This is a genomic window from Persicobacter diffluens, assembly GCF_036244895.1.
In the GTDB taxonomy this organism is placed as follows: Bacteria; Bacteroidota; Bacteroidia; order Cytophagales; family Cyclobacteriaceae; genus Persicobacter; species Persicobacter diffluens.
Window position 1 is genome coordinate 38397 of record NZ_BQKE01000001.1, and the last position, 12980, is coordinate 51376.

Here is a 12980-nt window from a genome sequence, read left to right on the forward strand (position 1 = left end):
TTGTAGAGCTGCCTTTTTCCTATCAGGCTGCCAACGGAAATGCCGGTATTCTCCTTAAAAAAATATTATCTTTGATCTTATGAGCAAAAAGCTGACAAAGAAAACAAACGGCCAAATGACCACGGATCTGGAACAGTTAGATCCCAAGTCACATATCATTATTAAAGGTGCGCGGGTGAATAACCTGAAGAATTTAAGTGTTGCCATTCCCAGGAATAAGATGGTAGTCGTGACTGGGCTGTCCGGTTCCGGAAAATCTTCTCTGGCCTTTGATACACTTTTTGCCGAGGGACAACGCATGTATGTGGAAAGTCTGAGTTCTTATGCCCGTCAGTTTTTGGGAAGAATGGAAAAACCCGAGGTAGATTATATCCGTGGCGTTGCACCGGCCATAGCCATTGAGCAGAAAGTGAATACCCGTAACCCACGGTCTACGGTGGGAACTTCTACTGAAATTTACGATTATCTGAAGCTATTATTCGCCCGTATTGGTCGTACGATTTCTCCTGTCAGCGGAGAAGAAGTCTCTAAAGATGCGGTGGAAGATGTGGTCGATAAGATTCTATCTAATGAGGTGGGTACGCGATTGATGGTATTAGCTCCTTTGATGGAACATGAGGACCGGACCATGGAGCAGGAATTACAGCTTTTGCTCTCTAAAGGGTATACTCGTGTGCAATGGAAAGAGGAGATCCTCTTTATTGAAGACCTGCTTCCTGATCATGATAAAATTAAGGATCACGCTGAGATTCGGGTATTGATAGATCGACTGGCAATTCCTGAAGAGATTCCGGAAGAACTACAGTTCCGAACGGCAGACTCTGTTCAGACGGCTTATTTTGAAGGAGGCGGCACCTGTATTTTGGCTTATACCGATGGAAGGATTGAAAGCTATTCGGATAAATTTGAACGAGACGGAATAGTGTTTGAAGAGCCTTCTGCCAATCTGTTTACCTTTAATAATCCCTATGGGGCTTGTAAGCGATGCGAAGGGTTTGGTTCTATTCTCGGGATTGATCCGGATCTGGTGATTCCAAATAAGGAGCTTTCGGTATATGAGGATGCCATTGCTCCATGGAAATCGGAGACCATGAAAAAATGGAAACAAAAATTGGTGGAAACCGCCATGGATTTTGACTTCCCTATTCATCGCCCGATTGAAGATATGGAGCCGGAATTGGTCGAGTTGCTATGGACGGGAAACAAACATTTTAAAGGGCTGAACAAATTTTTTGACTTCCTGCAGAGTAAAACCCATAAGATTCAATACCGGGTGATGCTTTCCAGATACCGGGGGCGCACCACTTGTCCGGACTGTCGTGGCACCAGATTACGCAAAGATGCGAGCTATGTGAAGGTGAATGGAAAGTCAATTACCGATGTGGTTTTGATGCCAATTGCGGAGGCTCGTAGCTTTTTTGATACATTAAATCTAACCGATTTTGAGGCAGGTGTAGCGAAAAGAATCCTCAAAGAAGTAACCAACCGACTGGAATATCTTGACCGGGTGGGGCTGGGCTACCTGACACTCAACCGCCTTACCTCTACCCTCTCCGGTGGAGAATATCAAAGGATTAAATTAGCGACTTCGTTGGGGAGTGCTTTGGTGGGCTCTATGTATATTTTGGATGAACCCTCTATTGGACTTCATCCCAGAGATACCCAAAGGCTGATCGGCGTGCTGGAATCACTTCGGGATTTAGGCAATACCGTCATAGTGGTGGAGCATGAGGAAGAAGTGATGCGTGCTTCTGATCAGATTATTGATATTGGCCCCAATGCCGGATCTCATGGTGGTGAATTGATGTTTCAGGGAACCCTGGATGAAATGCATGGCGTGGATACCCATACGGCCCATTACCTTTCCGGAAAGATTGAAGTACCAGTTCCAGAGAACCGTAGACCTTTCAGTAAGACGATTAAGATTAATGGCGCCTCAGAAAACAACTTGCAAAATATTGATGTGGAATTTCCGCTTGGTGTTTTGACAACGGTGACGGGTGTTTCCGGATCCGGAAAATCTACCTTGATCAAGAAGATTCTCTACCCTGCTTTGGGAAAAAGGCTGGGTACTGTAAATGAGGAAACAGGTAAAATGAAGTCGATTACAGGTGATATTGAGAAGGTCACCCGTATGGAATTTGTCGATCAGAATCCCATTGGAAAGTCTTCTCGCTCTAATCCGGTGACCTATGTAAAGGCATATGATGTGATCCGAACTTTGATGTCTGGTCAGTCATTGGCCAAACAAAGAGGATATAAACCTGCTCACTTCTCCTTTAATGTGGATGGCGGTCGCTGTGAAACTTGCCAGGGAGAGGGGACGCAGAAGATCGAAATGCAGTTCATGGCCGATTTGCACCTGACCTGTGAGAGCTGTAAAGGAAAAAGGTTCAAACAGGAGATCCTCGAGGTGGAATATAATGGAAAGAATATTGCTGATATCCTGGACATGACGGTGGCGGATGCGATGGAGTTCTTTGCTGATCAGAAATCCATCATCAATAAATTGAAACCACTCTATGATGTAGGACTCGGTTATATCGGGCTGGGGCAATCTTCTTCTTCCCTTTCCGGAGGAGAAGCGCAACGGGTGAAACTGGCCTACTTCCTGGGGCATGGGAAATCAAAGGCGGGAGAACACACGCTTTTCATTTTTGATGAACCTACCACTGGTTTACATTTTCATGATATTGACCGATTGATGAAAGCCATCAATGCCTTGGTGGATCAGGGAAATTCGGCCATTATCATTGAGCATAATATGGAAGTGATTAAATGTGCTGACTGGATCATTGACCTCGGACCAGAAGGCGGACAAAACGGAGGGCAGGTTTTATTTGCGGGAACACCGGAAGAAATGGTAAAAATTGATGTTGGCTATACTGCGCCATACCTTAAAGAAAAATTGAATAGCTAAAGTCTATTTAACATAAATTATGATGGAAAAAGCGACTGTTTCACGTGGAACACTCGCTTTTTTTGTAAACAAGAAAATTTGATTCTACTGTTATCGGCTTTTTTCAGTAGTAGCATTTTGGTTGCTGTTTTAAATGGTCATGGATTTGAGTGCGGAACTTTTTCCTTGTTGGTAATTTTTTAGAAGAGTACGTTAACTTTGAGATTAAAATCAACTCAAATTATCCCCCCAAATTTCAGGCTTGCCTATAAAAAATGGAAAGTCAGTTAATGATCATTGGAGGAGCATCCACCAGTACTGTGATCAAAGAAAATAATATTGAGGGATTATTACCCTGCCCTCCATTCCTAGTCCGTTATTGATCAAAATAATACCTTGAGGTTTTCTGGAGGAACCAGCGATGGATTAGCCTATATTGATCATAGCCTGACGATTTGTTTATCAGGATTAATCCCAATTACCGACTTCAAGATTCAATGTGCCTACCCTAAGGGTTTAATTTTAATATAGTTAAAGCATTACCCCTGATTTTTAAATACCCTAATTGAGGTTAGCTTGCTTTCTCCACATTCATCTCCTTCTTTGATAAACACGAAAAGGAGAACGGTTCCTTCCCTTGCCCTTCTTTCAGCTAAACGAATATTTAAACACCTATAATTCGGTTTAAAGAAAACTTAAAGGGTGAGTATTAAAAGCTCACAGTGATCCGAAATCCTTTTGAAAAAAGATCAGAAACAATAAGTTCAAAGTGACCAGGGAACGGGATAGTGTTCCATTTTCAAAGTATCAGTTGAAGGTAAAAAAATTATATTTTCCGGAGGCAGAATTGATGTCCGCGGATTTATACAGGAGGGTAATAGAAAAGAGAGATTAGTCATCAGTTGCCTAGCTAAATGGTTAAGGACAAATGTCTTTTAGGGTGTTAAATATTAAGGCCTACGTTTGCAAATCAATACTCATGGTAAATTGCCCTCCCAGTTTTTCTTTTGGTTCACCGGACAAGCATAAAATAGAGGAATTTCTACCTACTATTGATATGTAGCAAAAGTGGTATTTTCTTTAATCAAAAGTGTAAATTTGGGTCAAAATGATAAAAATAGGTATGCTATTTCTACCTATTGATTAAATTGCTGAGTCATTCATAGCATTACTCAATTACCTTATATGATACGATTTTTAAAAATCGTTATATTAATTGTAATAATATTTACATTTAATATTTCCCTAGCTCAAGATCTCGCTGATAACCAGGTAGATAGTGTTGAGCAGGAAAGTAAAAAAGATAAAAACCTTAAGTTTAGTATTTTGGGAGGGCCGGGCTATACCCCTGACTTCGGAGCCCTCATTGGAGGAAGTGCCTTATTCACCTTCAAAACTGATCCTACGGATAGTCTGATCAACCGTTCCAACGTTCCGGTGGGTTTTGCCTGGTTGTTTAATGGTGGATTTAATGCGATTGTACGTCCTCAGTTATTCTTCAATGAGGATAAATTCCGGATTTTTGGGCAGTTCTATATCAAGGATAATCAGGAGAATTATTATGGAGTAGGTTTCGAAACCAATAAGGAGCGCCCCAGAGGAGAGGCCACCACACAGTATGCTGCAACGGCTTATCAATTTAATCCGATTTTCTTATTTCGCCTGGGCGCCTCTGACTTCTTCTTAGGCCCACAGGTGGATATTACCAGTACCAGGATCAGGGATCCTGCCGAACTAATGGTGGAAGATCCCTATTATATTGCCGCCGGAGGAACTGCTGAGGGAGATCGTATATTCAATTCCGGTTTGGGTTTTCAGTTATCCTACGATACGCGTGACTTCCCGGCGAATGCCTATTCCGGGGTTTATTTCATTGCCTCAGCCGTGTTTTATGAAAAGTTTTTTGGAAGTGATTATTCCTTTCAGTCTTATCAGTTAGAGTATCGCCAATATAAAGCCCTTCCTTTTTTGGGGGAAAGAAGAAACCTGGCCTGGACAGTTTCGAGTAATACTTCAACGGGAAATGTACCCTGGACAGATATGTCTAAAGTGGGCTCGCCCTTTGATTTAAGGGGTTATTATTTGGGGCAGTTCAGAGATAAAACGACTTCTTATGCCATTTTGGAATACCGCCATATGCTGAATTTTGATCATAAAACCTGGGCAGGCCGATTCTTTAGCAAATTTGGTTTTGCTGCCTGGTGTGGTGTGGGAGCAGTTGGTCCTAACCCATTTGATGTGGAGGGCTGGTTGCCCAACTACGGCGCCGGCTTGCGCATTGAGGTACAACCAAGAATGAATTTCCGAATGGACATTGGGAAGGATCCGATTAATAACCAAACCCTATTGTATTTCAATATGACGGAAGCTTTTTAAGCCAAATTATTTACCGATCCTCTTTAACTGACTTATTGTCAATTTATTGAAATCATGTCTGCTGATTTTTTATAGCCCAAATTTTGGAAAGCTTACTTTCTCCTCATTCATCTGCTTCCTTGGGAAAAACACGAAATAGGAAACTATTCTTTCATTTTTTCCGCATTGCAGCTAAATGAGGATTGAAGCAAGAATAATCCAGCTTAAGCAGGCATAATTCAGTCTGATATGATATTGAAGATGACAAAATAAAAAGGGAGAGAATCGAATGGATTCCCTCCCTTTTTTTAGGATTAAACTGCTAATAAATCGCCTTAATGGAGACTTTTTTACCATTAATAGTATACTGATCTCCTGCTTTTTTACCGATAATCTGTTGCCCCAGTGGGGAGGCAGGGGAAAGTGCAAAGTAGATTTGCCCCTCATGTTGCAGCTTTCCGGCCCCTATACTTAAATAAAAGTTGCCGGCAGAGGTGATGACCAAACTTCCCAGTTCAGCTTGTGCCATAGGCTTGTCCGGGTGAATAAGCTCCAAGGCCTTTTTTAGTTTAGCAGATTCATTCAGCTGTCCTAAGGCCTTTTCTTTTTCTAGCTGCGCCATCGCTCTGGCGGTCTCATATTTATCGCCAGCAGAACTCTTGGTTTCACTGTTAGAGGCTTCCTGAGCAGCCTTAATATTGGCTTTTGCCCGGTTGATTCTTTCCTCTACGTATTCTACACAAGCCTGATAAAGGGCAACTTTAATCTCAATCATAGGATAGCATTTAATGGGAAAACTAAAGTACGGAATTTAGAATCGATATCCGATACCTACCTGTAATCCCATTCTTTTGGCATTGATGTAATAATCACCGCTGAATTCCATCAGCCAGTTTTGGTCAAAATACTTAGTGAATCCTGCGCCTAAACTTACATCGGCAGAATTCCAGAAAAGGCCGCGGGCACGCAGGTAAAATCCATCCACAGGGTAGATTCTCATCCCGAATGTGGCGTGGTTTTTATTGTCCCAATGCTGGTAACCACTGGTAAGCATCACGGTTCTCGTAACTCCAAATTGCCCCTCCACATCGAAAAGAAATTTGGCTGGTCGGTTGAGCATTGTGGCTCCAAAGTGTCCTACTAGGTTAAAATTTTGCGCCTTCCCTTCTGTTTTCGGGAAGAACACCATTAAGCCTAATACCATTAGGCATGAAAATAAAAACTTCTTCATCTATAGGTAATTTTTTAAATCGCCAATAAACGAAGAAGTTATTTATTTCTAAAAATATTACATTTAAAAATATCGGATCGGGATATTATTGATACCAGTGTTGATGGATCATCTTTTGAAGGTCTTGATGGATGGGGCCCCCGGCAATTAATTGTTTACCGAAAAGAAAATCCGGACCTCCCTTAAAATCGGTTACTTTTCCTCCGGCTTCCTCCACTATGATGATGCCCGCCGCAATGTCCCATGGCTTCAGGTTGTATTCATAGAAAGCTTCGAATCGACCACAGGCTACATATGCTAAATCAATAGCAGCACTGCCCAACCTTCTCAAGCCATGGGTGCTGTGCATTAATTCATTCAGGATCTGAAGATAGGCGTCCATCTCCTCAAAACGCTGATATGGAAAACCAGTCGCAATTAAACTGTCGGAAAACTGATCCGCCTGGCTGACTTCAATCTGCTTACCATTCAGGTAAGCCCCCTCCCCTTTTACCGCAGAGAACATTTCTTCCGTTTCCGGTGCATAAATAACCCCAAGCACCGGCTTGCCTTCATGCAATAATCCAATACTTACGGAGTATAGCGGTAGCTGGTGTAAGAAGTTGGTGGTTCCATCTAGTGGATCAATTACCCAGGTATACTCTGCCTGTCCCTGTGCAGTGGTACCTTCTTCGGTAATAAAACCAGCCTCCGGAAAAAGCTGACTGAGCTTACTCACCAGCATTTTCTCTGTTTCCTTATCAACATAGGACACTAAATCATTCAATCCCTTCTTTTCAATCTTGCTTTTGTCCATCTGTCGGCATTCATTGCGTTGGAAGGCTCCTGCCCCTCGGGCAATTTCAATGACTTCTAAGCAAAGGTCTTTTAGATTTTTCATGCGGTATAGAATTAGGTGTTATTCTTCTTCTTCAATCAATCCTTTGGTTTTCCCTCTTACAAAAGCGGCCAGGAAGAAAAACAGGGCCATCCATTGAGCGGTCCGGCCTAAGTAGTCTCCGTTTAGTGTGTAGAAGGTAAATGCGGTATTGGCCTTCAAACTTCCCCGGATAACGTCCTGCACCCAGTAATCAGTGGGCTGCAGGATATCTCCACGCTGATTAACGAAGGCAGAAATTCCGGTATTGGCGGAGCGTGCAATAGACCTGCGGTTTTCAATGGCACGCAGGCTGGCATATTGTAAGTGCTGAATGTGGCCCGGGGTATTGCGCCACCAGCCATCATTGGTGATAATGGCGATATAGTGGGCTCCGTTGCGAATATACTGCGCCATGAAATCACCATAAATGGATTCGTAACAAATGGAAGGGGCAATACCGATGGAATCACTGTTATAGAAAACAGAGCGCTCCTGTTGCTTACCAAAGTTACCCGTGGTGCCTCCTAAATTGAAGACGGTTTGGGTAAGAAAGTCAAATAGCCAGGGATATGGAGTGGTTTCTACGCCCGGTACCAGTTTGGACTTGTGGTAAAACTGACGCTCCATTTTTTCATTTAGAAACAGTCCGGCATTGTAGACGTCGTAGTAGCCCATATTGGGCTGAAAACGGGCGGTCTCAGTGGGCTTTTCCTCCATTTGCCCATATTGTTGATAGCTGGTCAGTCCGGTCAGCAAGTTAAGCTGAGGATACTTTTCTTTAAATTTATAGATCGTTCTTCCCTCAGCATAAGTACTGAATTGTTTTTCAGAGAAAACCTTGTCCAGTGCACTTTCCGGCCATAAAAGGAAGCGCGTGCTATCCGTGATTTTTTCCTCAGATAGCTGGATAAACCTTTGGAGTTGCTGCGCAAAGGGAATGAAGTTTTCGCTATTCTGGAATTTTTCGGAATAGGGGTCAATATTGGGCTGCATGGCGATAAACTCTACCTCCTCACCCTGCTCCTCAAAATTATTATAAATAAAGTAGGAAATGCCAATGGGTAAGCTGAGCCCAAATATGAGGGCATAAGATAGTGAGATGTGGCGAAACTGTCCTTTGTATAAAGCACCACCATAAAATAATATGCGGTAAATAAGCATATTCATGATCAGCACCCAAATGGTACCTCCAGCGGCTCCGGTAATTTCATACCACTGCACCCACTGGTAGCGTTTGGCAAAAGCATTGCCCAGGTTGAGCCATGGCCAGGAAAGGCCCCAGTTCAGGTGAATATTCTCAAAGGCCAGCCAAAAGAGCATCAGGGCTACATAGCTCCAGAATTCCGGCATCCTTTTGCGTACAAAGCTCCAGGCCAGGATGGGAAGCGTCATCAAAAAGCTATTAGCAACCAGCATCCCCATTGCCCCCTCCGGCGTTGCATTCCAAACCCACCAGGTGGTACTGGCATTCCATATAAAACAAGTCAGGTAAGTCCAGCCAAAAAATTTCAGGCCAGCCCTTTTGATTTTCTTGCCAACGGTTTCTTCCCGAAGTACGAAAATGGGTACAAAGATCAAAAAGATGAGAAAGGTCAGGGGCATATTCGGCCAGGCTGCCCAGAAACAAAATCCGCTGAAAAGGGATAAAATCAGCGGGTACCACTGATTTGCTCTTAATTTTTCGAAAAAAGTCATGTTGGTACTATGCGCTGCTTTTATTTTTTTCCTTCAATTACGATGACGATCTCGCCTTTCACTTTTTCTTTTTGGGAAAAGTGGGTGATCAGTTCAGCCAGGGTTCCCCGGGCATTTTCTTCATGCATTTTGGTCAGTTCTCTGCTAACACATGCCTGACGGTCCTCTCCCATAAATTCCGCCAGCTGCTGCAGGGATTTTACTAATCGGTGTGGTGATTCATACAAAACAATGGTTCTCTCCTCTTCTGCCAGCGCCTGAACCCGTGTTTGGCGCCCTTTCTTATGCGGAAGAAAGCCTTCAAAAATGAATCGGTCATTAGGCAAACCTGAGTTTACCAGGGCCGGAACAAATGCAGTTGCCCCCGGAAGGCACTCCACCGCAATTCCTTTTTGTACACATTCTCGTACAAGCAAAAATCCCGGATCGGATATGGCGGGAGTTCCGGCATCTGAACACAGCGCAATGGTCTGCCCTTCTTCTATCTGTGTGGCCCAGTGTTGGACAATTTTGTGCTCATTATGAATATGAAAGCTTTTTAGCGGCTTCGAAATTTCCAAATGCTTCAGCAGGTTGCCCGTCGTTCGGGTGTCTTCTGCTAAAATTAAATCCACTTCTTTCAAAATCCGAATCGCCCTCAGGGTGATATCTTCCAAATTCCCGATAGGGGTCGGGACTAAATATAATTTTCCGGCTTCCATAAATTCTTCGTCTTAATCCACTTGTCAAAAAGATTGTCTTTTTCCAAGAACTGTTACGAAGGTAAGAAAGCCGGATTAATTGGGCATGATCTACCGGTTGATTTTATTCATTTTCCCCTTGAAAATCATGCAAGAAGGTCATCAATGGCCTTGGCCAATGTGCGGTCTTTATCAGTGACGGTATTACCTGCATCATGGGTGGTGAGTTCGATAGTAACCTGATTGTAAACATTACTCCAATTGGGGTGGTGATCCATTTTCTCGGCAATGATGGCTACCTGGCTCATAAAGCCAAAGGCTTCAATAAAATTTTTGAATTTAAAGGTTTGGCTAAGGCGGTTATTTGATTCAGTCCAATTGCTCATGGCTTTAATTAAATTTAAAGAGTTTGAATTCCTGTTGATAACTTAAAATATGATGTTTTTTTTGGTAGTTTTAAGTTTAATTGTTCTTTTTGATAATTAGAACACATGTGTTTTTTGCATGTTTAGTATCTGAGGAGTTTCATGGCTGCGCTCCTCACTATTAGAATAAATTCAACATTTGTTATGAGTCCTTATTACGAAAAAATCAAATCGATTCTGGTGGGTTTGAAAGTGGCTGAAGATACTATTCGCCCGGAGGCAGATCTGATTAATGATCTTGGTTTATCCTCTGTTGATGTGGTTGATTTGATTTTCAGTATTGAAGCTGCTTACGATTTAAAAATTCCTGAAGAAGAAATTCACAATCTATTGACCATTAAAGATTTGGAAGCTTACATTAAGAATAATGTTTCGCTTTATCATAGAGAACACTAAGTTTGTGTTCCCATCTTTAAAAGCCTGATCATTTGCGCAAGTGGTCAGGCTTTTTTGTTGTTTGTCGGGATTTAGTGATTTTTTTTGTTAAATTCTGTTAATACCATACCCCCGTCGAACAAAGTTAAACTTCTTATGATGAGCCTTTTATTACAATTCATTGATGCTCCTCTACGGATGCTCCACCAAACTGGCTCATGGATGATCCCTGCGGTGCTGGCCGGAGGCTTGTTCTTATGGTTACTGGCGAGGAATGATCAAAAGGCGTGGTGGGCCGCTGCATTTTCCTCTATTTGGTATAGTGGCTGTTGTTTGGCCTTTGACTGGTGGGTTCAGGCTTTATGGGGCATTGTTTATTTGGGTATATCAATCTACGGTTGGTGGCACTGGCCCAGCCTGGGGAAGTCTTTTCGAGTGTGGTCTCTACAGGAGCATTTGATGTATTTGGGCAGTGGACTGCTTTTATTTGCCATTTTGGTGATTGTCGGTTTTCAGCTGCACGATGCCATTTTGTTTTATGTGCATTCTTATATTTCGTTGGCCGCTGTTGTAGCTCTTTGGCTATCTTCTCAGAAGTTATTGGGCTCCTGGATTTATTGGGTGTTGATCGGAACCATCGGCGTATTTGCGCATGCCTTTGTGGGGAATTATCTATCTGCAGTGGTGATGGCGATTTTCGTTTTTGTGGGGGTTTATGGATACATCCGCTGGCTGGAAGAATGGAAAGAAAGTAATGGCGAACATCTTTGGGCGCGGGGGCAGCTGTAGTTTTCTCGCCTTTTTATTTGAGTTATTATTCCTCCGGTTTTCTCCAATGGATGGATTACTGGAAACACGGCTTTTTCATAAAACTATAAATGGGCAAATTATAGGAATGATCTAGTTCCCAATGCCGGTCTATTTGATTTGAGCACTTGTTTATGAGTTGGCTTACAATCTTTTAAAGAATTGACATTATAGTATAAAATCTTCCACATCAATAGTCCGGTCTTGATCAATGGGCGGATAGACAAAAGTTCTGCTGGCGATAAGAGAGCATCACAGCGACATCTTAGCCATATTTTACCAGTCTCCCGCCCTGTCCAAATGTCGCCTTGATGGATTCCGTCTGCAGGTTCTTTGTCCCGCCGATATTGATCACAAGCCTTGGTTTTTTGTTTCGTTTATAATAAAGAAGCCCTGTTGCTGGAAATTACTTTTCCGGCGAAATGAATAAATCGATTTTCATTTTCTGGCCGGGGCATAAAAAAAGCAGCCCGGGGAAGGCTGCTTTTTAGAGTGAATTGGAAAATTAACTTTGCGAAAGTACGTGTGTATTAATCAGCATTACCGGGCAGTCCGCCTTTTTAACTACTGATTCAGCAACACTTGATTTGAATAAATTCAAGAAGCCGTCATGCGAGTTAGTTAGCATTGCAATCAAATCAATGTTAAACCATTCTGCTGTTTCGGCAATGGACTGAGCAACGTTAGAAGAAATTTCTTTATGTAATACATAATTATTGAGCTGATGCCTTCTGGCGAACAGTTCCAGATTCAAATTAATCTCTTCCAAAGTTTTTTCCTTTCCTTGGGAAATATACAACACGTGCAATACTGCATTAAATTTTTCAGCAAAGACCTTTATTTTGTTGATAGCGTCATCATCCTCATGAACAAGGTCCGTGGTCATCAGGATGTTCTTTATTTTTACGTCGTTTTTTGCGCCTTCTTTAATCGTTACTATAGGGCATCCGGAATGGCGAATAACAAAATCGGTATGGTTACCAATTAAGTATTCAGCAAAGTCTAACTCTCCACTGGTTCCCATGACAATCATATCCACATCATGGTTACGAAGGAAAGTGTTTACCCCATTTTCAAAAGAATCTTCCACTAGGTGGGTTTGCACCAGTACACTGGTAGTATCTAATGCGGCAACCCATTCGCGCATTTGGCGGCGAACGTTCGTGTCAATCACCTCATCAGACTCTTCAAGGTACTCATAGCCCAACATATACCCGCCCTGGGTGCGATGTAGTTGAGAGCAATTAAGGAAAGTGACTTTGCCAAAATTCTCTCGGGCCAAATTCAGCGCCAATTCAGCACCATGGGTAGCAATGTTGGTGAAATCGGTGGGAACTAATATGTGCGGTGTCATGGTTTTGGGAGTTAATATGGAGAAAATGTCTCGAGAATAAGTTTTTGATTGCGCTAAGCAAACCTCAGATGAACGACTACACTATTAATATAATCCTCATTTCTGAATTTTACCATAATCTTTGTTTGATCCATACATGATTTTTCACCCTGACTGATTTCAGTGTTTCTTACAGGGTAATACTAAATATTTTTTGGAAAAATATTAATAAAACCTCCCTTTGGTTTTGAATTAAATGAATTGGAATGCGTTAATGGTCAGGGTTTTATAATATGGGTGATTATTTGAAGTTAATTTCCT

The 12980-nt window shown here is 42.3% G+C and carries 11 protein-coding genes; 4 read left to right on the plus strand and 7 right to left on the minus strand.

The features are described from left to right. Positions 1-79: 79 nt before the first annotated feature. The gene (uvrA, locus tag AAA970_RS00150; RefSeq protein WP_053406373.1) at positions 80-2920 is read left to right on the plus strand and encodes an excinuclease ABC subunit UvrA; all 2841 of its coding nucleotides are present in this window, start codon (positions 80-82) and stop codon (positions 2918-2920) included. Positions 2921-4084: 1164 nt separating this feature from the next. Continuing rightward, a complete protein-coding gene (locus tag AAA970_RS00155) occupies positions 4085-5275 on the plus strand; it encodes a BamA/TamA family outer membrane protein (protein WP_338235533.1) in 1191 nt (396 codons plus the stop codon). Between the two features lie 301 nt (positions 5276-5576). Here the strand turns inward: AAA970_RS00155 and AAA970_RS00160 are convergent, their stop codons facing one another. The 6 genes from AAA970_RS00160 to AAA970_RS00185 all read right to left on the minus strand — a co-directional run bounded on the left by AAA970_RS00160 (position 5577) and on the right by AAA970_RS00185 (position 10114). Then, on the minus strand, positions 5577-6029 hold the full coding sequence (locus AAA970_RS00160) for a 3-oxoacyl-ACP synthase (protein WP_338235534.1): 453 nt from the start codon (positions 6027-6029) through the stop codon (positions 5577-5579). 36 nt (positions 6030-6065) lie between these two features. Next, positions 6066-6485, minus strand: a complete 420-nt coding sequence (locus tag AAA970_RS00165) for a hypothetical protein (protein ID WP_338235535.1) — start codon at positions 6483-6485, stop codon at positions 6066-6068. A gap of 85 nt (positions 6486-6570) precedes the next feature. Continuing rightward, positions 6571-7365: an inositol monophosphatase family protein gene (locus AAA970_RS00170; RefSeq protein ID WP_338235536.1), complete on the minus strand. Its 795-nt coding sequence runs from the start codon at positions 7363-7365 to the stop codon at positions 6571-6573. A gap of 18 nt (positions 7366-7383) precedes the next feature. Continuing rightward, entirely contained in the window at positions 7384-9039 is a 1656-nt protein-coding gene (gene lnt, locus AAA970_RS00175; protein WP_338235537.1) for an apolipoprotein N-acyltransferase, read from the minus strand. Positions 9040-9059: 20 nt separating this feature from the next. Beyond that, the gene (gene rsmI, locus AAA970_RS00180; RefSeq protein ID WP_338235538.1) at positions 9060-9740 is read right to left on the minus strand and encodes a 16S rRNA (cytidine(1402)-2'-O)-methyltransferase; all 681 of its coding nucleotides are present in this window, start codon (positions 9738-9740) and stop codon (positions 9060-9062) included. 125 nt (positions 9741-9865) lie between these two features. Next, positions 9866-10114, minus strand: a complete 249-nt coding sequence (locus tag AAA970_RS00185) for a 4a-hydroxytetrahydrobiopterin dehydratase (protein ID WP_338237696.1) — start codon at positions 10112-10114, stop codon at positions 9866-9868. A gap of 174 nt (positions 10115-10288) precedes the next feature. Between AAA970_RS00185 and AAA970_RS00190 the strand changes: the two genes are divergently transcribed. Both AAA970_RS00190 and AAA970_RS00195 read left to right on the plus strand, forming a co-directional pair. Further along, the gene (locus AAA970_RS00190) at positions 10289-10540 is read left to right on the plus strand and encodes an acyl carrier protein (protein WP_053406365.1); all 252 of its coding nucleotides are present in this window, start codon (positions 10289-10291) and stop codon (positions 10538-10540) included. 135 nt (positions 10541-10675) lie between these two features. Then, positions 10676-11308, plus strand: a complete 633-nt coding sequence (locus tag AAA970_RS00195; protein ID WP_338235539.1) for a nicotinamide mononucleotide transporter — start codon at positions 10676-10678, stop codon at positions 11306-11308. A 523-nt stretch (positions 11309-11831) separates the two neighbouring features. Here the strand turns inward: AAA970_RS00195 and AAA970_RS00200 are convergent. After that, the gene (locus tag AAA970_RS00200) at positions 11832-12680 is read right to left on the minus strand and encodes a universal stress protein (protein WP_053406362.1); all 849 of its coding nucleotides are present in this window, start codon (positions 12678-12680) and stop codon (positions 11832-11834) included. Positions 12681-12980 lie beyond the last annotated feature (300 nt).